Below are 21,197 nucleotides of genomic sequence, written 5' to 3'. Positions count from 1 at the left end.
ATGAGCATTTTTTATTTTGTAGCGTTTCTATCTATCTTTTTTGCGTTGATGACCATCTTCACGAAGAATCCAGTACATAGTGTACTCTACTTAGTCATTACTTTTTTCACCTTTACGGTTCATTATATTCTTTTGAATGCACAGTTCTTGGCGGTTGTGAATTTCATTGTATATATGGGTGCGATTATGGTTCTATTCTTATTTGTATTGATGTTATTGAACCTCAATAAAGAGACGGAGCCGATGAAGTCCCATTTAGTGAAGTTTATGGGCGTTATTGCGGGAATGTGTTTGTTGGTGACCTTTTTAGGGGCATTCCGAATTTTGGAAACAAACAATGAATTTGTAAAGAGTCAAGAGGAGATTGGTTTAGTGAAAAACTTAGGAAAAGTATTGTTCCGTGATTTTTTACTTCCATTTGAGTTATCATCCATTTTATTGTTAACAGCCATGGTAGGAGCAGTCTTATTGGCAAAGAAAGAAACACGAGCTAAACAACATGGGTAGTTTAATGGAAAATATGCAGGGTATTCCCCTGAATCATTATTTGATCTTCTGTAGCATTATTTTTTCAATCGGTGTTATTGGAGTATTGATCCGTCGGAATGTCATTATTATTATGATGTCCATCGAGCTGATGCTTAATTCAGTGAATTTATTGTTGGCTGCATTTTCATCATACCGAGGCGATGCCAGCGGACAGGTTTTTGTATTTTTTATTATGGCTTTGGCCGCGGCAGAAGTTGCCGTTGGGTTGGCCATTATAATTATGGTTTATAGGAATACCAAATCAGTGGATATTGATTCCCTGAATAAGCTGAGGTGGTAAAAATAAATAAGAATTTAAGAGAGAATTGGATATGAAAGAATTCATTTGGATGCTCCCATTAATTCCGTTATTAGGATTTCTAATGATTGGATTGCTTAGAAAAAGCACACCAAAGCCATTGGTATCAATAATAGGTTGTGGAACGATCCTCATTTCATTTTTACTTAGCTGTGGTATTTTCAAGGAAGTTTATGATGCAAGACAAGCAGGGGGTGATGGCATAATATTCCAAGAAGTTTACAATTGGTTTTCAGTAGGAAACTTTAGTTTCAATATTAGTTTTTTGGTCGATCCATTGAGTTCGATTATGCTATTAATCATTACCGGAGTAGGATTTCTGATCCATTTATATTCGGCTGGTTATATGTCCAATGATGAAGGGTTCGCGAAATACTTTTCATATTTGAACCTGTTTATCTTCTTTATGTTATTGTTGGTATTAGGTTCAAACTACCTAGTGATGTTCATCGGCTGGGAAGGTGTCGGATTATGTTCATACCTGTTGATTGGATTCTGGTTTAAGAATAGCAATTATGCAAAAGCTGCGAAAAAAGCTTTTGTAATGAACCGTATCGGGGATTTAGGATTTTTGATTGCGATGTTCTTTATCCTAGCAAACTTTGGCTCATTAGAGTTTCAAACTGTATTCCCTGCAGCAGGTAAATTAGCTATGGGTGATACGAGTTTGTTGATTATAACTTTATTACTCTTTGTTGCTGCTACTGGTAAATCGGCTCAAATTCCATTATTTACCTGGTTGCCAGATGCAATGGCAGGTCCAACACCTGTTTCAGCATTAATTCACGCTGCAACGATGGTTACAGCTGGTATTTATATGATTGCTCGTTCGAACATCATGTTTACCCTATCGCCAATTACGATGGAGATTATTGCAATTATAGGAATAGCTACTGCTTTGATAGCTGCCTTTATTGCAATTACGCAAAACGATATTAAGAAAGTTCTGGCATATTCTACTGTATCTCAATTGGGCTATATGTTTTTGGGATTAGGGGTTGGTGCATTTACTGGAGCATTTTTCCATGTATTAACACATGCATTTTTCAAAGCCTTATTATTCCTAGGAGCAGGTTCGGTGATTCACGCTATGAGTGAGGAACAGGATATGCGACAAATGGGAGGCTTGAAGAAATATCTTCCAATTACCTATGCAACAATGTTGATTGGTACCATTGCTATTTCGGGCATTCCGCCATTGTCAGGGTTTTTCTCAAAAGATGAAATATTAGCTCATGCCTTTGTTTCAAGTCCAGTATTTTGGGTTTTAGGCTTTTTTGGCGCATTATGTACAGCCTTCTATATGTTTAGATTGCTATATATGACGTTTTTCGGAGAATTCAGAGGAACAGAAAGTCAAAAGCATCAATTACATGAATCGCCAACATCCATGACGATTCCATTAATTGTCCTGGCTGTTCTATCTGTAATTGGTGGTGCTATTAATATTCCTGAAGCTCTACATGGAGGAGCATGGTTAGCGAACTTCCTGAGCCCAGTATTTGCTCAGACCAACCAAGTGGTTGAACCATTTCATTTATCACACAGCACAGAGTTTATCCTGATGGGAGCTTCTGCCTTAGGTGCGATTATCATGGCATTTGTTGCTTACAATAAATACGTTAAGAAATCTGATATTCCACAAGCTGATGGTGCTACAAACCAAGGCGGATTATATAATTTTTCCTACCATAAAATGTATATTGATGAATTATATGATACAATAATCATACGTCCATTAAATGGATTATCGAAATTTTTGCATCGTGTAGTTGATAAGTCAGGAATTGATGGTTTGGTCACTGGAATTGGGGAATTGTTTGTTTCTTCTGGAAAGGGCATTCGTCAGATCCAGAGTGGAAACGTTGGGTTTTATATTTTTATGATGGTGATCGGAGTTATTGCTTTCATGCTTTATGGGTTATTTACAATCTAGATCAGAATTTAGGAATCAATGGACAACCTTTTTATACTGCTAATTTTACCTGTAATAAGTGCTATCATTTTAGCCTTTATCAAGAACAGCTCTGCGAAATGGGCTGCATTGGTCTTGTCACTTATTCAATTAGGCTTAACAATTCCTTTCATCTGTAATTTTGTGCCTGATGCAAGTGTTCAATTTTCACAAAGTTGGAATTGGATTTCTGCGTTAAGTATTCAATTTCATATTGGTTTAGATGGAATCAGCCTTCCTCTGTTAATTTTAACCAATGGATTGATTCCTTTGATTATCTTGGCCAGTTTTGGTCATGATCAAAAGGGAGGATTCTATGGTCTGGTTTCGTTTATGCAAGCCGGATTAGTTTTGGTTTTTATATCCCTAGATGCATTTTCATTTTATGTAGGTTGGGAAGCTACTTTAATCCCTATTTATTTTATCTGTGCCCTATGGGGAGATGGAAACCGCATCAAGATAAATTTGAAATTCTTTGTTTACACCTTCTTTGGTAGTTTGTTGATGTTGATTGCTATCATTTACTTATACCAACAAACAGGAGGACGAGATATGTCCTGGACAGCATTAACGAATTTAGATTTAACGGATGCTGCTCAAAATTGGATTTTCTGGGCTTTCTTTATTGCTTTTGCCATTAAGATTCCATTGTTTCCATTTCATTCTTGGCAGCCCGATACCTATACACATGCGGCGCCAGCTGGTACGATGTTATTATCCGGAATTATGTTGAAAATGGGTCTTTTTGGTTTGCTGAGATGGTTATTGCCATTAGCACCAGAGGCGGTTTCAAGATATGGGAATATCGCATTGATCATGGGTATTATCGGAGTTGTTTATGGTTCGATAATCGCATTTAAGATGAAAGATGCAAAACGTTTGGTCGCTTATTCGTCTATTGCCCACGTAGGTTTGATTGCAGCAGGTATATTCTCATTAACGCAAGAAGGCTTACAAGGAGCAATCCTTCAAATGATCAACCATGGTATTTCTGTAGTAGGTCTATTTTTTGTGATTGATATTATTCAAAAAAGAACAGGGAGCAGGGATTTATCCGAATTAGGAGGTCTTGCTCAAAATATGCCGATTCTAGCCATTACGTTTTTGGTTATTATTATGGGAGCAATAGGTCTTCCGTTGACAAATGGTTTTATTGGCGAGTTCTTGTTATTGAAAGGAATCTTTGCAAGTCCTGAGAATGGCGTTTTATATGCTGTTCTGGGAGGTACAACTTTGATTTTCGGGGCAGTTTATATGCTGAGATTTTATCAAAAAACCATGTTGGGTCAAATCAATGACAACCAAGTTCAAGTAAAAGATATTTCCGGATATGAGGTAATCTTATTATCGATTATCGTTATCCTTGTTATATTGATAGGTGTTCTTCCAAATGGATTGTTACATCTTTCAGAAGCTTCAGTTTCACAGTTATTACAACAAATTAAATAGTACAAGTTTAAGGATATATTATGGGTGCGATTATTACGCTTTCTTTGTTAGGTATTTTGATTTTGTACATAGGCTTGTACAAAGCGAAAAATGCATTATTACCTGTTAGTATATTAGGCTTGTTGATTGCCTTGGGTCTGGAAGCTTATTATTGGAATGTGGAGGCTTTGCCTCTATATAAGGGGATGGTTATTTTCGATCATTTTTCCCTATCCTTTTCCATGATATGTATTGCTCTGACCATATTGATTTTGTTATTGTCGAAAGAGTATTTCAAGGCCATTTCAGATAATATTGCTGAGTATTATACGCTTATTTTATTCTCACTGACCGGAGCCTTAATTGTTTGTGCTTATCATAATTTCGCCATGTTATTTATTGGTTTGGAGATTATGTCTGTTGCACTCTATATTTTGGCCGGTATTAGAAGAACGGATAAGGTTTCCAATGAAGCCTCGTTGAAATACTTTTTAATGGGAGCATTCTCCACAGGGTTCCTATTATTTGGTATTACCTTGTTATATGGTTCCACAGGTTCTTTTGACCTTGAAGTAATTAAGCAATATATCATTGACAATCCAACTGGAGTATCCTCTATTTTTTATGGTGGTATTCTACTTTTATTAGTTGGACTATGTTTCAAAGTCGGAGCTGCCCCATTTCATTTTTGGACACCAGATGTTTATGACGGATCTCCAATTTTGATCACAACTTTTATGAGTACCGTGGTTAAGATCGCTTCATTTGCAGGATTCTTAAAATTGTTCAGTACAGTTTTGGTGCCATTAAATGAGTTCTGGACACCTGTATTGTTAACTGTTGTTATCATCACCTTATTTGTCGGAAATGTGACTGCCTTGATGCAGACCAGCTATAAAAGAATGCTTGCTTATTCGAGTATTTCACATGCTGGGTATATGCTTTTTGCGATTTTATCGATTGGTCCTAATTCGGCTTCAGGTATTTTAATGTATTCAGCGGCTTATGGACTTGCATCAATTATTTCATTTGGAGCATTAATCCTTGTCAAACGTCAGGCAGGTTCGGATAGTTTTGAATCATTCAATGGACTAGGGAAGAAAAATCCTTGGCTAGCATTCACTATCACCATATCAATGCTTTCATTGGCGGGAATTCCATTGACAGCAGGTTTTATTGGTAAGTTTATGATGTTCTCAAATGTCATGAATGATTACCATACGGTCCTTTTGATTCTTGCGGGCATTAATGCTGCGGTTGGTATCTATTATTATCTACGTGTGGTAGTTCATATGTATTTCATGAAGGCAAATGATGAGGAAAAAGTAGCCATGCCAATCAACTTCCAGATTGTATTTGGTTTAGCAGTTATTTTGACCTTTGTTATTGGGGTATATCCAGATGTTTTATTGCTATTCGGAATGTAATAAGGCAAATAAATTATAGAAGATATTTAAGTCAGGTTTCTTACCTGACTTTTTTATTTTTTTGTTCTAGGATTTACTGACCCAAAATTCGTCCTCCCAAGGAAGTTCATGGATGGGATGGTTATGTTTTACATTGATGATTTCCATCTGTGAATCCGTTGCTACGCTTTGAATTAAAGGGAAAAGCTGTCGTTCCTCCATTCTAATATGGGATTCTAGTTTTTCCTCGATGCGATTCAATGATTTGATATTGTGATTTTCAGTGAAGATCAAGCGTTTTAAAGTCTTATGATCAGCGATAGCATCCAGTATTAATTTGTTGCTGGAAGAAAGGACAGGGAATACATAATCTTCTTCAATTTGGAAATGTTTGGAGAGATGATTTTCCCAGGAATAAATAAGATATTTTGCTATTCGTGAAGGGTCGATATTGAGTTCCAATCCGCGCCTAATTTTCCAACATATCAATAATGAAAAGTGGTGTTCCTTGCTTAGAGGTCTTAAGGCTGGATGTCTTTTCAGTGGTTTTGTTTCCATAATTATTTGTATGTTATGAGGTTAATACAGCAGGAAAGTAAATATAAAAATAATAAAAGACAAATTTGTCGTTTAATGGATTTATGACTGTGAGATGGCGGAAAGGGGGAAGTTGTTTCATTATGTCCTTCACTCCAGAGGAGTGAAATATTATTAGAAAAATCAGTTGGAATTCAATATCAAATATTATATCTACTTTTGGTTCATGGGGATGTTTTCAAAATCAGCGGAGTATGCAATTCGGGCGGTGTTTTATATAGCGAAGTCGACTCAGTTGGGGCGAAAAGTAGGTATTAAAGAGATTGCGGGTAATATTCAATCTCCGGAGCCATTTTTGGGGAAGATCTTGCAGGAGTTGAGTAAAGGAGGCATTGTTAAGTCAATTAAAGGGCCTAATGGTGGATTTTATTTAACGGAAGTAGAAATGAATAAACGGCTTTCTGAAGTAGTAAAAGCCATAGATGGAGATGATATCTTTATAGGATGTGGGATGGGATTGCCGCAATGTTCGGAGGAATTTCCCTGTCCCTTACATAATGAATTTAAAGCGATTAGATCCGAACTTAATCGTGTTCTTAATAGTATTACCCTTGGTCAGTTCAATGATGAATTGATTTTAGGGAGTTTAAAATTAAATAGAATTGAAAAAAAATAACATAAAAATCATTATTAAGCAATATAATGGACTGACTTTTTTCGTTAAATAATTTGAACTTTCACAACAAATTGTATCTTTATAAAGTTCTGGTTTAATTATGAGAAGTGTCTCTTTCTTCTATTCGTGCTGTGCATTTATTTTAGTTTTTAGCTTAACGGTTAACTTTTCGTTGGCCCAATCTGTTATTTCCGGTAAAGTCCTTGATAAGGAGAATAAACAGGGTATTGCAGGTGCTACGGTTGTGGATTTGAGTACCAAGAAAGCAACCTCAGCCGATCGCAATGGAGTCTTTAGCTTTCAGCTGGACAGTTCCTCAAAAAGATTGGAAATTAGAGCATTTGGGTTTAAAACCCTGGTTACTGATATTCCGCAAGAAACCAAGAATTTTGTATTTGAACTTCTCCATGAATCCAATAGAATAGAAGCCGTTTCCATTAGCCATAAAGGCAAGTATACCAATCGGAATAATAAAGCTGTAGAGCTTATTGATTTGGTTATCAGGAATAAGCATAAAAATAGATTGTCGGGTAAGGATAGCTTGGAGTTTGATCAATATGATAAGCTGAAATTTGGAATGTTGGATCCCAAAGTCTCCAATAAGCAAGGGATGCTAGGTTTGAATTTTCTATTTAGGAATATTGATTCGGTTAGTTATCCTGGCAAAAAGTTATTATCCCTATATCTGGAAGAAAGCAACTCCAAGGTTTACGGCAAAAAAGACCCCTCAAAATTCAAGAAAATCATTACTTCGCAGAAGAAGACCGAGTTTGATAAGCGATATATCAATAACCCAAATATTCAGGAATTCTTAAATTATATGTTTCAGCAGGTAGATGTTTATGATGAAAGCATTTATATCCTGAATAAGCAGTTTTTAAGTCCTATCGCGGATAATGGAAAATTATTTTATAAATATTATATCACCGATACGATCTTCAATTCAGAAGGTTATTTTATCCAATTGAAATTTGAACCTCGGAATAATACAGATTTATTATTTACGGGTGTCCTGCAAGTCAGCATGGATGGAACTTATGCGGTCAAGAAAGCAGATCTAAAAATCAACAAAGAAACCAATTTGAATTGGGTCAAGGAAGGAAGTATCAATTTCCATTATAGCAAGGATGAAAGTGGAGTGATGTTGATGGATAGTACCCATACCTTTTTAACTTTTGGTATTCGGAAAGGGGAATCTATTTTCGCGGATAGGGTCAGTGTCAATAGCAATTATGAATTAGGGACTAAGTTCCCTGGGGATATTTTTGTTGGACCACCCACAGAGGTATTACCACAGGCAGGGATAACTATTCCAAATCGTCCGATTGCCTTAAATGAGGCCGAACAAAATACCTATATCAATATTGAGACGCTCAATAATAAGAAGAGCTTTAAAACGATGTTGGCTGTTGGATATCTTCTCTCGCAAGGATTTTATAATATCGGGAAGTTTGAAATTGGACCGCTAGAATATTTATATAGTCAGAATAATATAGAAGGGAATAGATTTAGAATTGGTGGCCGGAGTACCCAGGCATTGACTGATAAGGCCTTTTTTGAGGGATATATGGCTTATGGGATGGATGATTCGCAGCTGAAGTATTATTTGAAATCAGCGATCACGCTAAACAGGAAATCCGTTGTTACATTTCCGGCTCACTATATAGAAGGATCCGTGCAGAGTGATATTATGGAACCAGGTCAGCAAATTGGCTTTCTAAAAGGAGATAGTTTCTTTCGTTCTATTCGAAGAAATCGGCCCACGAAATGGTTCGATACGCAGGCCTATCAATTGCAACATGTTATCGAATTTGGTAACCATTTAAGTGTAACCACCGGATTTACCCATAGGAATCAGAATACGGTGGGTGACCTTCGATTAATAAACTCGGGTGACCCGAATCAATTACTAACCCATATTCAAAGTAATGAGGCACATGTAGACTTCCGATGGGCACCATTTGAGAAGTTTTACTATAGAAATCTGACCCGAAAAACCATAATTGAGAAGTATCCGATCTTTAATGTTACGTATACCCATAGTCTTGATGGTTTTTGGAATACGACATACGCCTATGATAAATTAACTGCAGCAGCATCCAAGCGTTTTTTCTTAAATCAATTGGGCTTTGCTGATGTGAGGGTGATAGGTGGAAAGATATGGGGAACTTTGCCTTATACGATGTTGGAACTGCCAAACGTAAAGCAAAAGGAAGATCGTCATAAAATCGATTTCGATATGATGAATCCAATGGAATTTGCAGCGGATCAATATGTAAAAGTTGGGTTTTATCACCAAATGCAAGGATTCTTATTCAATAAGATTCCATTGATCAATAAGTTGAATCTGCGTGAAGTTTGGGGTACTCAAATGTTTTATGGCCACTTAAGTGATCAAAATAACCCGTATATTAGTAATAATGTGGTTGAATTTGACAGAAATACGGAAGGCGAAATCCTAACGTATGTTCCGAATAGGGAGCCATATTGGGAAGGAACAGTAGGGATAGACAATATCCTCAATGTGTTGAAAGTTGAATATGTAAAAAGACTTTCTTACAAAAACCTCCCAAATGTTAGAGATGACCGTTTTCGATTTACCATAAACATTAATTTTTAATATGAGCTACCAGAATATAATCCTTGAAATCAAGAATCAAACTGCTTGGATAACTATTAATAGGGAGAGCAAACTGAATGCCTTGAACAAAGAAACCATTGGAGAATTAAAAGATGCAGTTAGTTCTATTGAATCTGATGATTCTGTTCGTGGAGTTATTCTTACCGGTGCTGGTCAAAAGGCATTTGTTGCTGGAGCGGATATTCAAGAGTTTTTAGGGAAAAGCAAGGAAGAGGCGATGGATATATCCAAATTTGGACATGAACTGATGGATAAATTGGCTAATTTTCCTAAGCCTGTCATTGCTGCCATCAATGGTTTTGCATTAGGAGGAGGTCTTGAACTTGCATTAGCTTGTCATCTTCGAATTGCTGCCACTTCTGCAAAAATGGGATTGCCTGAAGTTTCCTTAGGCTTGATTCCGGGATTCGGTGGAACCCAAAGATTAACAGATCTGGTTGGTAAAGGCAAGGCGCTGGAAATGATTCTTACTGGGGACATGGTTGATGCAGAAGATGCTTACCAATGGGGTTTGCTGAATAAGGTTGTTGAGCTTTACGAGCTTGAAGAAACCGCTCAATATATATTGGATAAAATTTATACTAGGTCTCGTTCGGCCGTTGCTGCTGCGATTGAAACCGTAAATAGTAGTTTTGATAGTAATACCAATGGCTATCAAATAGAGATTGAGAATTTTGGGGAATGCTTTGGATCAGACGATTTTGAAGAAGGTGTAATGGCTTTTATTGAAAAAAGGAAACCAAAATATTAATTTCAATCTTATTGATATAGATGATAAATTCATTATTTTTTTATTAATAATTCTATTATAAAAATTTCACCAGTTCTTGAATTAAGTTAAAATTGAAGAAGAAATCTTATGGTCAGCCAGTTTAAGGATTTAGAAGCTTATGCTTTTTGTATGCATGAATTAAACCGCGGAATCTCGGTCAGATCGTCCCTTTAAGTCAGATGTTGAATTTTTTGAAAAGAAAGATAATTAAAGAGCTTGCGAAGAACAAATCAATTTGGATGGCACAAAGGACATAAACTTTCCGTTTTACTTGATCAACGTGAATGTTAGAAATGGAATACGATTGGATTCAAAAAGTGAATCAACTATTCGGGATGAGAAGAAATAGTAAAACCAAGAGATTATCCCCAATCCATTTTCAATATTAGTTTACGATGTTATAATATCCGTTTAAAGCAAGTTTTGAGTGTCATCTGAACAATATTCTGGCCATGGAGTAAGATTCCAAGTATTTCTGAATATCAACGATTACCTTTACCTTAGCTAGTAGTCTGTCGCCAATTAAAATTTTAAAATGGATATTTTGTAGAAGCAGATTTTATAAACTTTTCATATGGACAAAATTAATAATGCTCTGCGGGTATTATCAGAAAATTCTTTTTTGATGGTTTTCACTTTCGATCCTAAATCAGGAATTCTCGGGTATATGAATCATTCATTCAGATTTTTTTCGAAATTTCTTAAAAATTCGATTAATTTTTGGGAAATTTTAAAATATGCTGACACAGAAGAAAGCAATCTTCTGAGGCGGGATATTTTAAATATTTCGGAAAGCCCCATTGAGAAGCGGGTAATAAAGATTTCATTTGAAGAAAATATTAAATATTTAAAAATGTCTATTTATCAATATAATATTTCTAAAAATCAAATGAATATTGGATATGCAGAAGATATTACAGATGAGATTGAATTTCAGCAAAATATTCTCTTACATAATGCCAAGAAAAATGCCATTTTAAATATTCTAAGTCATGATATTTCAGGTTCTCTTGCAACAGTTAAAAATCTAACGAAGCTTGCATCAGAGAAGGTCCAAAAAAATGACTTTAAATCAATTGAATTAGCTTTGGCTAGCATTAATGATATATGTTCAAGTAATATGTCACTAATTAGCAGTTTTCTTAAAAAGGAGTTTATTACATCTCTGTCCATCCCTCTTAATTTGGTCAGAACTGATCTGGTAGTTTGTTTGAAAAACTTAATAAAGCAGTATTCTGCAATGGAATCTTCTACTGGCATTAATTTTATCCTTCAATGTGAAAGCTCATCTCTTTTTTTATATGTGGACGAGGATAAATTTATTCAAATTATGAATAATTTGATTTCCAATTCTTTAAAGTTTACACATAAGGGCGGATATGTAATAATTTCAGTAAGAGATTTAGGAGAGACGATAAATATTTCTGTAAAAGATACGGGAATTGGTATTCCACAAGAAATGAAATCCCAAATATTCAATAAATTCAGTAATTCCAAAAGACCAGGAATAAATGGGGAGTCTACCAATGGTATTGGGTTATGGGTTGTAAAAACAGTTGTAGAGTGGATGGGAGGAGGAATTAAGTGCGAGAGTGTTGAAAATCAAGGTTGTGAATTTATTATTGATCTTCCTAAAAGGGGAGGCATTAGTTAAATCTTGAAGTTGAATAAATTTCAAATATAGATAATTCAAATTAGGAATAATTTTAGCTGTTAAATATGCTTTTTTTATTAATATTGATGAATAAATAATCCCCCAAATCGCTTAGATATTGTTTTTTGATTCTTTCAAAATGACCACTTACTAAGTCTTGCATCAACTTTATCAAACCACTTTTTATTTCATTCAGGTTAGATAATGTAGAAAAGGATGATATACCATTGCGAATTGTTTTATCAAAATATATTTCAGGATTATTTTTTCCAATATAAAGAATAGCAATCTTTTAAATCCTCTTTAAAGAAATATTTTATAGTTTCTTTGATTTGATGATTTGTTCCTTTTAAGCTTTCTTTGATTTCAGTAATTGAAGGCATTTGAGAAATTGAATTATTCATCATAATGGGAAAATAGTTATTTAACCATTAACCTTTCATTTGATCCGGAGTCGATGTAAATAAAATCAGCCTTCCATTGTTACGGAGTACACGGTTGATTTCAGCAAAAGATTTTTTTAAGTTTGTCCAATGGTGAATTGTCAGTGTGCCAATTATTCCATCAATAGAACCATCTTCTGCAGGAATAGCCTGCACACCTTTGTCGCCAATTAAAATTACTCTTTATTAATTTTGCTTCCATAAGCATTTTTTGAGATGGGTCCATTCCTACAAAATTGTACCCTCTTTTTGCCAATGAAATAGTGTAATTACCTGTTCTGCAGCAAATGTCAAGATAAAATCCATCTTTTTTTGATGCCAAAAAATTAAAAAGCACTTCCATTAAGTATGGATCCGATTTTCGCGTGGCATTAAATCCAACCTTAATTTTGTCATATTTGTATTTCCCCATTTTCCTTGATTAATTGTTTTTTTCCTACTAAAATGGAATAGAATTTAAGCTATTTGTGTGTATGTGCTAGATAACATATACAATTATATAAAGCCCAATATGACTTTCAGAACCTAATTTATGAATTACGTAATTATACGGATAGACTTTCTAACTGTAAACCCTCTATTAAGGATTTGTCTTTCAGGTATTCTTTTAATTTTTCAGTGATATAGATAGTGTTATATTCTTAGGCAAGGTAATTTTTCTCTATATATTTTACGATATAAAAGTTTTTAGACCCCTTCTAATATATTGTTAAACCGGCATTTTGATAGATTTACAATTAACTTAGATAATTCTAATTTTAACTTAATTGTTTGACAAATTACAGAACTGCTGATTCCTAAAAAGTAAAGTTTAAAAACCCAACTTAAAACTTTGGTCGTAGAACAGGATTTACTTGCTGCAATTTTATAATAGTTTATTTTAGCGTATTTTAGCTTGGTTAAAAGCATATGGTTATATCATGCCTATTTACTTCGAGATATAAGTGGGATTTGAATAAATTCATCCAAAAACATTGTTTTTATAGCATTTTTTAATTTCCATTTTTAAAAAGAAAGCTTTAATTTTTATTTTTAATGAGAGTAAATTTAGATGGTCAGATTAGACTTAGGATCGGATAAATAATTTATGGATTTTATTTCAATCCTTATTTTTAATTATGAAAAATATTTCTCCAAATACTAAACAGGAAATAGTTGAAAAAATACAAGCATGGAAAAAAAAGAAATCTTATTTAAGATCGGATTACTCTTTGAATGCTTTTTGTGGTGAAATCGGTTATAATTATAAGTATTTATCTTTTATAATAAATCAAGAATTCAACTGTGATTTTCCTACATTTATTAATAATTTAAGATTCTTGAATATGATTGAAATAGTGGATGCTCTGGAAGAAAATCAGTTTTATAAACTCGAGGCTGTAGCAAAAGCATCTGGCTTCTCAACTTATGCGAAATTCGCACATTTTATTCGTACCAATATGGGATTAAGTCCTAAAGATTACTTTTTAATTCGGCAAAAAAAGACTAAATTTCTAATAAGTCTTGGTTCTTTACCTTAAAATATTTTCCAAATTTTTTGACGCCTCCAAGCTATTTTAATTCTATTTCATAGGGAATAAAAATTGGGCCATTCTTTGGATAATGGCCCATGCTAACTATTAATTAAAACCCAATGATTTGGGTTTCTGAATGGTCATTTTAAACTTTAATTTTACAAGAGTCCCTTTTTTTAATCTTTTCTAGAAATAATCTGCCTTGAATATTCAAGAAAAGTTTTTAATGAGAATGATATTTATGTAAGCTGTTAATATTAGATTGCATTCCATTTAACTTTTAATGTGTATAAGAATTGAATTTAAGAGATTCTATAGAAATTCGCAAATTTTATAGATTTCTCTCATTCTTGCTTTATTTGATATACAAATAGAAAATATTCAATAATTTTAATTTCCATACACGTTATTTACCGGTGATTATTGTTTGAAAAAGTGGAATTTTAGATGCTAATGTTTGCAAACATGCTCTATCTAATATCTTAAAAAATATTGATCCTTCATGATTTGAGGCTGTAAAATCAATTGATTTTACAGCCTCGTTTAATTTTTAGTAACCTTGATTTTGTATAAGATTTGGTTCAACCTTTAAGCTGCTTTCGTGGAAAGGCCATAAATATTGATTTTTAGTAAACCTACGATCTTCAATTTTCAGGGATTGAAGGCTGTTGTTTAATTTTCTGGTATGACCCATTGCTGGTTGGTTCAAAACCTGGTCAGCAATTTTCCAACGGATAATATCATCATATCTCAGACCTTCCCCTGCAAACTCTACTCTTCTTTCGTTACGAATCAGGTCAGTCCATTGTTGTTTAGTCTTTGTAACTAAGTTAACATCTGCAACAGTCATATCTAATCCAGCTCTTTTGCGAATATTGTTGATACAGTCTTTCGCTAGTTGATCAGGTTCTCCTGACATAATTTTGGCTTCAGCATAAGTTAACAATACTTCAGCATAACGAATTAACGGGAAGGTCATGTTTCCTCCAGATCTAAAGGCATCGGCTTCATCTACAAATTTTTTGAACCAATATCCAGATTTGCTTCCTCTTAACTGTTGATAGTACATGGGACTATTTACATTGTAGATATCAATTACCTCGCCCGAGAAGGTGTCCCCATGTCCAAAAATACTTTGAGCATAACGTGGGTCCCTATTTAGTTTAGGGTTCAATTCGTATTCTTCTTTAGTATGAAGCGGACAATTGTCAATACTTCTACCTTGTAAGGTCCAATAACTATCTACCAACGATTTGGTAGGAACCATGTAGGATTGACCTTTGCCTGTTCTATAATGTGGTCCCAAGTGTTCAAAAGAAGCGGTTGCAGAGTTGTCATGGCTTTCCATGTCAAATTTTATTATAAATTCTTTGTTGGTTTTATCCGCTTTGTAACCAAACATATCACCATATTTGGCATGTAATTGAAACCTTCCAGAGTCCATAATTTCCTTGGCTAATTTTGCTGCTAGATCATAGCGTTCATAATAAAGGGCATAACGCATTATTATGGCCTTAAAGGAATATTTGTTGAACATGTAAGCATTTGTAGTGCCCTCATTTTCAGGTAGCCTATTTGCAATTTCCTCTGCCATCGGGAATAATTTTTCTAAGATCTCCTTTTTAGGAGTTGAAGGTTGCTTTGCTGTTTCCAAATTTGCAGGTTCCAGCACGAAAGGGACATCCCCCCAATGGCCAACAATTCTGAAATAATGCCAAACCCGTAAGGCTTCCAGAACCCCTTTGTATTTTTGACGAACTGCTTCGTCCTCAACATATGGGATGTCGACATTTGCGATAAAAGTATTTAGACGACCAACATGTTTATTGAACAAGGTCCAATAATATTCAGCGGCTCTGGAATTACTATTATAATTTCCATTGGCCATAATGCCATGATGGTCAGTTTCAATTCGGGCATAACCATTATCCGATCTTCCATCCATCATGTAGAAAACCAATCGTCTCTCAGTGGGATGTGTAAATACATCACGATAGGAACTATAAACTACTCTTCTTAAATCTTCCTCGGTATTGAAGAATTCTTGAAAGTTAGTTGCTGTAGGATCTCTTTTGTCAAGGAACTTTTCACAGCTGGTAGTTCCTAGAGAGGTTATCAATGCTAATGCAAATATTGTTTTTTTCATTTCGGTAAAATCAAAGATTAATAGATGGTTGCTCTAATACCAAAGCTGTATGTTGCCATTCTAGGATATACACCATTTCCTTGGTTTTCAGTTTTGGATTTGTCCAAACCTCTTTCCGGCTCTAAACCTTCCCATTTTGTGAAAGTAAATGCGTCTTGAGCATTTACATAAAGTCTAATATTTTTAATGCTTTTTCCGATTCCTGGGAATGTATATCCTAATTGGATCATTTTAATCCGGAAGTAGGAAGCATCACTTAACCATACATCACTCAGGTAAGCATTGGAACTGTTTCCACTCCAAATTCTAGGAAAACGAGCATTAGGGTTCGATTCAGTCCAGCGGTTGTCTGCGTATTCCTGACGTGGAGTACCCAGTGAATTGCTGCCACCATCCACATATACAGGATATCCTTCCATTCCAACCAATCGACCATTCCTTTTACCAACACCTTGTCCCATAACTGAGAAATCCCATTTTTTATAGTTTAATCCTAGGTTAATGGAATAGTTCATATGCGGGAAAGGATCGCCTAAATAGATTCTGTCCTGATCATTGATGATACCATCAGCATTTTGATCTTTGTATTTAATATCACCTGGAAGGGTATTAGGTAGTTTTGCTGAAGTATTCTCAACTTCATCTGCGTTTTGGAAATAGCCATTACTTTCGAAGCCATAATAGTTGTCGATTGAAGAGCCGTTGTACCAAATTTTGTCACTGTCACCCTTAAAGATTAGGGTATCGTTCTTGCTATATCCAGCTTTTAATACCTTATTGACATTGTCGAAAAGCATCGCCCCAACATTGTAGGAAACATTTCCAATTTTGTCTGACCATTTCGCAGAAAGCTCCCAACCTTTGTTTTGTACTTCACCGATATTTACAGCAGATTCCAAATTGTTTGACCCCGTTAATGGAGGGACAGGAAAGTTGTTGTAAATCAAATCATAGGAGAATTTGTCATAGACTTCTGCTGTTAATGAAAGTCTATTTTTCAATGCTGTTACATCGACACCAATATTCCATTGTTTTTGTTTTTCCCATGAGAAATCCGGATTTGGAACCCTAATAGTCCATCCCCAGTTATTGACAATTTCCTGCCATAAGTATGGGTCAACATTCTCATTTCCAATTAAACCATAAGAAGCACGGACTTTTAAGTTGGTTATTGCTCCACTTTCGCGAATAGAACTGAAGAAAGATTCATTGTGCAAATTCCAAGCTAGTGCGGCAGAAGGGAAGAATCCCCATTTATTACCTGGCGCAAATTTACTGCTACCGTCCGAACGTCCAGTTAACTCAATCAGATATCTGTTGTCAAAAGAGTAGTTTAATTTTCCAAAGAAAGAGGCTTTATTTTCTTCTCTATAGTCAGTGTATGTATAGCTCATCATCTCTGTACCTAAGGTCAAATAAAGTTTGTCTTTATTTGATCGTAAGTCTTTCGTGTAATTGGCTAATGCTCTGGCAGTCAATTGACTTGAGCTTACCCCTTGCTCTGCAGTTACGGAATTTTTCCAGATCGTCACGGGAGCTCCATCACCATCAAAGAATTTAAAAGTACTTCTTTGCTCTTTATTTGCTGATTTGTTGATCATATATGAGACATTACCTTCAATATTCAAGTTTTTATTGATGTTATATCTTGGTCTCAAGTTGATCGTACTTCTATCATACAAATAGTTTTTTGTTCCGCCTTTAGCAATTGAGGCCAATGGGTTCATATTATTATGCAAGATATAATGATCAGGAATATCCATATTATCATAGAAGATTTGTTGGGTAGGGTTCATTCTCCAAGCGATCTGATAAAGACCATGACCATTATCATTTGCCATAAGACGATCTACCTGAAGGCGATGTGCATAAAAATCTGCCAATAGCACAAATTTATCGGCAATATTGATGTTCGTATTGAAACGGGCTGAGAACTTTTCGGTTCCTTCAATATCATTTAGTCCTTTTTCTCCAATATGTCCAAGCATCAAATTGAATGTTCCGACACCCCCACCACCGGAGATGCTGGCCGTAGTGTTATTAGCGAATGGTTTGCGAGTCATGATTTCATCCAGCCAATTTACACTTGGGGTTTCACCAGTTTCAGCTTTTCTAATATCCTCATCAGAGAATAAAAGGGTTTGATTTTGATGGGTTCTGGTTTCATTGTTCAACTTCATGTATTGCGCTGCATCCACCCAATTAGGAAGGTCAATAGGATTACTATAAGCACCCCATGCATTCAGATCTACCTTGAATTTTCCAGTGTAACCACGTTCAGTTTCGACAATGATTACCCCGTTTGCACCTCTAGAGCCATACATGGAAGTTGAAGCTGCGTCTTTAAGAACGGTAATGCTTTTTATTTGATTGGGGTCTAAGTCCGTAATTGATTGCTCCATTCCATCGACGATAACCAATGCATCAGCATTTTGAAGGGTACTTATTCCGCGAATCGAAATAGTCCCAGGAACGGCGCCTGGAATATTGGATCCTTGAAGCATAGTTACACCTGGAATAGTTCCAGAGAATGCCTCTTGCATTTTGAAAATAGGTCTAGTCTTGGTAGACTCCATATCCATACTTGCAACGGAAGAAGCAACGTGTTGTTTTTCTACTTGGGAATATCCCATTACAACTACTTCATCGATGGCTTTATCATCGGCTTCCAAGATAATATTGATATAGTTTTTCCCTTTTATTTCAGTTTCCTGAGTTAAATAGCCGATACTTGAGAAAATCAAAATTCCATCATTTGGAACATTAATTTGAAATTGACCATCATTGTTGGTTTGGGATCCGATGTTAGTTCCTTTTAGTAGGACAGAAACATTGGAGAGTGGAACATTGTCTGCGGTTCTTACTTTTCCACTAATTGTTCGTTGTTGACTAAAAGCTGAGATTGTCCAGAATACGCCGAAGAGCAATAAAAGGAAAGACCTCGCTGTAGTTTTCGAAGTTAAGTTCATGAATAATTAAGGTGTTTTTAGATTATAAAATGTGTTAGATAAGAATTTTAACAAAGCTATATTTCATAAGGTTGAATTTTAGATTTCGCCACAAAGGTTTGTATTTAAGATTAAAAAAAGGTTAACAAATAGTTACTAAGTTATTAATAAATATTAAAATAGCTTTTGTTTTTGTTTGGAAAATAGTGGTAATAATTTTGTTATGTTATTTTTTGTTGTTTATTGCTCAAAAAATAGATTTTTTATTATTCGAGAAAATTTTATTTAAATAATGGTATTTAGTTGGGTTTCATCAAAATAGAGGTGTTAATAAAAGGGAATAAACTGATTTGAGTTCTGGTTAATTAAAAATATTATTAAAGTTTTTAAACCAATTCGGGAAAATGTTGTTATTTTATTTTAAAATCAATTATGAGCAACAACGATGTTTTTTCGCAGAAGGAACGGAATATCATTATCCTAATTATTGTCATCATATTAGGGGGTATCATTATTTATGCTACCTCTGGGATATTTGGGGCGTTTCTAGGAACAATGGTTATGTATACCTTGTTCCGGAACTTGAATATTTTTCTGATTGAAAAATGGCGTTGGCCTAAACCGGTATCTTCGGTTTTTATTATTATCCTCTCCATATTTATTATCGTATTACCATTTGTAGGAATTGGTAAGATGTTGTTCGATAAAGCCATAGAACTTCAACAAAATCCGCATTGGGTTAAGAAAATCATGGATGCAATCAACCATTTTGTCGGAGATAAGCTCGGTCAACCGGACCTCATAGAAAAACAATTGGAAGCAAGTTCGACCTATCTGGGTGGACTGTTAACATCGGCGTTGAGTGGTGCAGCAAATGTTTTTCTGGAAATTACGGTCATGTACTTTTTACTATATTTCCTTTTTGTGAATTATAAGGGGTTTGAAGGTGGGTTGGTTCATTATCTGCCTTTTGATGATGAAAATGCAGTAACTTTTGGAGAGGAATTAAAGAATATTACCTATTCAAATATAATCGGGCAGACTATTATCGCCATTATTCAAGGTGCTTGTTTAGCACTGGGATTTTGGATGTTTGGAGCGAAAGATCCTTTGTTTTGGGGGGTAATATGTGCCATATTATCATTTATACCATTATTAGGGCCACCATTGATATTTGTTCCTGCAGCTGTTATTTTATTAGCAGATGGACACAATTGGCAAGGGATTGGAATGCTAATTTGGGGCTTTGGACTGGTCATCAATATAGACAATGTTCTAAGACTGATCATTGCCAAAAAGTTAGGGGATATTCACCCTATTATTACAGTTGTTGGAGTGATAATAGGAATACCTTTATTCGGATTAATAGGTTTGGTCTATGGTCCTTTGTTATTGGCCTATTTTCTAATTGCAGTAAGGATCTATAAGTCTAATAAACGCTTGGCGCTGAAGGAAGATACCAGGGTAATAGTCGATGAATAGGGATTAATGGAATTAATTCTACCTAAATATTTACATAACCCAACATATATTCATTGAACCTTTCGTAAAATACATTGAAGGAATGGATTTGGTTGTCCTTGATCAAATCAACCTTCATCACACCTTGAGGGCTATATTGGAAAGGATGAATCGTCATGTTCTCATAAAAGGACACCCCTTTGTTGCCTTGTAATTTATAGACAGCCTCCTTGGCACACCAACATGCATAAAGTTGATCTACCATATTTTCATCCTGCATGAATTCTAGTTCATTAGGCTTCAAAAACTTGTTCTTAATTCTCACGACCTTATCTTTTACAATCTCCAAGTCAATTCCGCAAAGGCCTGAGGAACTCAACATCACGCCAGCATAGTCATACGAATGGGTCAAAGAAATTTCATAAGGGAAGTCAGGCAGATAAGGCTTACCATTGGAATCAGAAGGACAGCTTATAAACTCGGGCGTTTGCAATAAATAACGCAATAATACACGCGTTGCCAGCCAATGTAAAGTTCTTTTTCCCTTAGCTAAACTTCCAAGCTTCGCTAATTCAGCTTCATCAAGCTGTAACATTGAAACCAATTGTTCCTCAGTTTCTTCGATTTTCCATAGCGCAATGCGACTCTGCGCATCCAATTCTTTGAGATAAGCTAATGACATAGTCAAATATAGTATTAATCTAGTATTTAGTAATTAGTATTTAGTATAGAGACGCCTGCAAAGCGGCTGTAGAAGGTTGATTTTTTTA

General features: G+C 35.1%; 18 protein-coding genes. 11 read left to right on the top strand and 7 right to left on the bottom strand.

The window, feature by feature from the left end; all coding sequences use genetic code 11:
• From ACF3OC_RS18460 to ACF3OC_RS18440, 5 genes are read left to right on the top strand one after another with little or no spacing between them, the layout of a single operon-like run.
• Positions 1-507, top strand: coding sequence for an NADH-quinone oxidoreductase subunit J (locus ACF3OC_RS18460; RefSeq protein WP_094257427.1), 507 nt, complete (start codon positions 1-3; stop codon positions 505-507).
• Positions 500-829, top strand: coding sequence for an NADH-quinone oxidoreductase subunit NuoK (gene nuoK / locus ACF3OC_RS18455; RefSeq protein ID WP_094257426.1), 330 nt, complete (start codon positions 500-502; stop codon positions 827-829). The genes ACF3OC_RS18460 and nuoK overlap by 8 nt, the downstream gene beginning before the upstream one ends.
• Positions 830-860: 31 nt before the next feature.
• On the top strand, positions 861-2,783 hold the full coding sequence (gene nuoL / locus ACF3OC_RS18450; RefSeq protein WP_094257425.1) for an NADH-quinone oxidoreductase subunit L: 1,923 nt from the start codon (positions 861-863) through the stop codon (positions 2,781-2,783).
• An 18-nt stretch (positions 2,784-2,801) separates the two neighbouring features.
• On the top strand, positions 2,802-4,250 hold the full coding sequence (locus tag ACF3OC_RS18445; protein WP_094257424.1) for a NuoM family protein: 1,449 nt from the start codon (positions 2,802-2,804) through the stop codon (positions 4,248-4,250).
• A 20-nt stretch (positions 4,251-4,270) separates the two neighbouring features.
• Positions 4,271-5,656: an NADH-quinone oxidoreductase subunit N gene (locus tag ACF3OC_RS18440; protein WP_094257423.1), complete on the top strand. Its 1,386-nt coding sequence runs from the start codon at positions 4,271-4,273 to the stop codon at positions 5,654-5,656.
• Between the two features lie 66 nt (positions 5,657-5,722).
• On the opposite strand, the gene ACF3OC_RS18435 is transcribed toward ACF3OC_RS18440, so the two are convergent.
• Positions 5,723-6,193 carry a hemerythrin domain-containing protein gene (locus tag ACF3OC_RS18435; RefSeq protein WP_318271482.1) on the bottom strand — a complete coding sequence of 157 codons (471 nt, stop codon included), beginning with the start codon at positions 6,191-6,193 and terminating at the stop codon, positions 5,723-5,725.
• 166 nt (positions 6,194-6,359) lie between these two features.
• On the opposite strand from ACF3OC_RS18435, the gene ACF3OC_RS18430 reads away from it, so the two are divergent.
• From ACF3OC_RS18430 to ACF3OC_RS18415, 4 genes are all read left to right on the top strand, one after another.
• Positions 6,360-6,848 carry an RrF2 family transcriptional regulator gene (locus ACF3OC_RS18430; RefSeq protein ID WP_392470389.1) on the top strand — a complete coding sequence of 163 codons (489 nt, stop codon included), beginning with the start codon at positions 6,360-6,362 and terminating at the stop codon, positions 6,846-6,848.
• Between the two features lie 100 nt (positions 6,849-6,948).
• Positions 6,949-9,468 (top strand): DUF5686 family protein, encoded by a 2,520-nt coding sequence (locus tag ACF3OC_RS18425; protein WP_392470387.1) that lies wholly within the window; start codon positions 6,949-6,951, stop codon positions 9,466-9,468.
• A gap of 1 nt (position 9,469) precedes the next feature.
• Positions 9,470-10,240 (top strand): enoyl-CoA hydratase/isomerase family protein, encoded by a 771-nt coding sequence (locus tag ACF3OC_RS18420; RefSeq protein WP_094257420.1) that lies wholly within the window; start codon positions 9,470-9,472, stop codon positions 10,238-10,240.
• 595 nt (positions 10,241-10,835) lie between these two features.
• Positions 10,836-11,915, top strand: a complete 1,080-nt coding sequence (locus ACF3OC_RS18415; RefSeq protein WP_094257419.1) for a HAMP domain-containing sensor histidine kinase — start codon at positions 10,836-10,838, stop codon at positions 11,913-11,915.
• A 260-nt stretch (positions 11,916-12,175) separates the two neighbouring features.
• Here the strand turns inward: ACF3OC_RS18415 and ACF3OC_RS18410 are convergent, their stop codons facing one another.
• Genes ACF3OC_RS18410 through ACF3OC_RS18400 form a run of 3 tightly spaced genes read right to left on the bottom strand, consistent with a single transcriptional unit; the run spans position 12,176 to position 12,701 of the window.
• Positions 12,176-12,322, bottom strand: coding sequence for a hypothetical protein (locus tag ACF3OC_RS18410; RefSeq protein ID WP_169715198.1), 147 nt, complete (start codon positions 12,320-12,322; stop codon positions 12,176-12,178).
• A 24-nt stretch (positions 12,323-12,346) separates the two neighbouring features.
• Positions 12,347-12,514: a methyltransferase domain-containing protein gene (locus ACF3OC_RS18405; RefSeq protein WP_169715197.1), complete on the bottom strand. Its 168-nt coding sequence runs from the start codon at positions 12,512-12,514 to the stop codon at positions 12,347-12,349.
• The gene (locus ACF3OC_RS18400) at positions 12,480-12,701 is read right to left on the bottom strand and encodes a methyltransferase domain-containing protein (RefSeq protein WP_392471625.1); all 222 of its coding nucleotides are present in this window, start codon (positions 12,699-12,701) and stop codon (positions 12,480-12,482) included. The genes ACF3OC_RS18405 and ACF3OC_RS18400 overlap by 35 nt, the downstream gene beginning before the upstream one ends.
• Before the next feature lie 775 nt (positions 12,702-13,476).
• On the opposite strand from ACF3OC_RS18400, the gene ACF3OC_RS18395 reads away from it, so the two are divergent.
• Positions 13,477-13,878: an AraC family transcriptional regulator gene (locus ACF3OC_RS18395; RefSeq protein ID WP_094257417.1), complete on the top strand. Its 402-nt coding sequence runs from the start codon at positions 13,477-13,479 to the stop codon at positions 13,876-13,878.
• A 544-nt stretch (positions 13,879-14,422) separates the two neighbouring features.
• Here ACF3OC_RS18395 and ACF3OC_RS18390 read toward each other — a convergent pair.
• Both ACF3OC_RS18390 and ACF3OC_RS18385 read right to left on the bottom strand, forming a co-directional pair.
• Positions 14,423-16,018 (bottom strand): RagB/SusD family nutrient uptake outer membrane protein, encoded by a 1,596-nt coding sequence (locus ACF3OC_RS18390; RefSeq protein WP_094257416.1) that lies wholly within the window; start codon positions 16,016-16,018, stop codon positions 14,423-14,425.
• Positions 16,019-16,035: 17 nt separating this feature from the next.
• On the bottom strand, positions 16,036-18,987 hold the full coding sequence (locus ACF3OC_RS18385) for a SusC/RagA family TonB-linked outer membrane protein (protein ID WP_392470383.1): 2,952 nt from the start codon (positions 18,985-18,987) through the stop codon (positions 16,036-16,038).
• 411 nt (positions 18,988-19,398) lie between these two features.
• On the opposite strand from ACF3OC_RS18385, the gene ACF3OC_RS18380 reads away from it, so the two are divergent.
• Entirely contained in the window at positions 19,399-20,448 is a 1,050-nt protein-coding gene (locus ACF3OC_RS18380) for an AI-2E family transporter (RefSeq protein ID WP_392470381.1), read from the top strand.
• A 22-nt stretch (positions 20,449-20,470) separates the two neighbouring features.
• Here ACF3OC_RS18380 and ACF3OC_RS18375 read toward each other — a convergent pair whose 3' ends face one another.
• Positions 20,471-21,109 carry a 4'-phosphopantetheinyl transferase superfamily protein gene (locus ACF3OC_RS18375; RefSeq protein WP_094257413.1) on the bottom strand — a complete coding sequence of 213 codons (639 nt, stop codon included), beginning with the start codon at positions 21,107-21,109 and terminating at the stop codon, positions 20,471-20,473.
• Between the last annotated feature and the right edge of the window lie 88 nt (positions 21,110-21,197).

Origin of the sequence: Sphingobacterium cellulitidis (assembly GCF_043187465.1) — a bacterium.
In the GTDB taxonomy this organism is placed as follows: domain Bacteria; phylum Bacteroidota; class Bacteroidia; order Sphingobacteriales; family Sphingobacteriaceae; genus Sphingobacterium; species Sphingobacterium cellulitidis.
The sequence above is the reverse complement of the archived record's forward strand: the minus strand, read 5'-3'. Positions and strand labels throughout refer to the sequence as shown.

Excerpts from the sequence above, each read along its gene's own strand:
- ACF3OC_RS18460 (WP_094257427.1), top strand. The coding sequence starts at position 1 with ATGAGCATTTTTTATTTTGTAGCGTTTCTATCTATCTTTTTTGCGTTG.
- nuoK (WP_094257426.1), top strand. The coding sequence starts at position 500 with ATGGGTAGTTTAATGGAAAATATGCAGGGTATTCCCCTGAATCATTAT.
- nuoL (WP_094257425.1), top strand. The coding sequence starts at position 861 with ATGAAAGAATTCATTTGGATGCTCCCATTAATTCCGTTATTAGGATTT.
- ACF3OC_RS18445 (WP_094257424.1), top strand. The coding sequence starts at position 2,802 with ATGGACAACCTTTTTATACTGCTAATTTTACCTGTAATAAGTGCTATC.
- ACF3OC_RS18440 (WP_094257423.1), top strand. The coding sequence starts at position 4,271 with ATGGGTGCGATTATTACGCTTTCTTTGTTAGGTATTTTGATTTTGTAC.
- ACF3OC_RS18435 (WP_318271482.1), bottom strand. The coding sequence starts at position 6,193 with ATGGAAACAAAACCACTGAAAAGACATCCAGCCTTAAGACCTCTAAGC.
- ACF3OC_RS18425 (WP_392470387.1), top strand. The coding sequence starts at position 6,949 with ATGAGAAGTGTCTCTTTCTTCTATTCGTGCTGTGCATTTATTTTAGTT.
- ACF3OC_RS18420 (WP_094257420.1), top strand. The coding sequence starts at position 9,470 with ATGAGCTACCAGAATATAATCCTTGAAATCAAGAATCAAACTGCTTGG.
- ACF3OC_RS18415 (WP_094257419.1), top strand. The coding sequence starts at position 10,836 with ATGGACAAAATTAATAATGCTCTGCGGGTATTATCAGAAAATTCTTTT.
- ACF3OC_RS18410 (WP_169715198.1), bottom strand. The coding sequence starts at position 12,322 with ATGATGAATAATTCAATTTCTCAAATGCCTTCAATTACTGAAATCAAA.
- ACF3OC_RS18400 (WP_392471625.1), bottom strand. The coding sequence starts at position 12,701 with ATGGAAGTGCTTTTTAATTTTTTGGCATCAAAAAAAGATGGATTTTAT.
- ACF3OC_RS18395 (WP_094257417.1), top strand. The coding sequence starts at position 13,477 with ATGAAAAATATTTCTCCAAATACTAAACAGGAAATAGTTGAAAAAATA.
- ACF3OC_RS18390 (WP_094257416.1), bottom strand. The coding sequence starts at position 16,018 with ATGAAAAAAACAATATTTGCATTAGCATTGATAACCTCTCTAGGAACT.
- ACF3OC_RS18385 (WP_392470383.1), bottom strand. The coding sequence starts at position 18,987 with ATGAACTTAACTTCGAAAACTACAGCGAGGTCTTTCCTTTTATTGCTC.
- ACF3OC_RS18380 (WP_392470381.1), top strand. The coding sequence starts at position 19,399 with ATGAGCAACAACGATGTTTTTTCGCAGAAGGAACGGAATATCATTATC.
- ACF3OC_RS18375 (WP_094257413.1), bottom strand. The coding sequence starts at position 21,109 with ATGTCATTAGCTTATCTCAAAGAATTGGATGCGCAGAGTCGCATTGCG.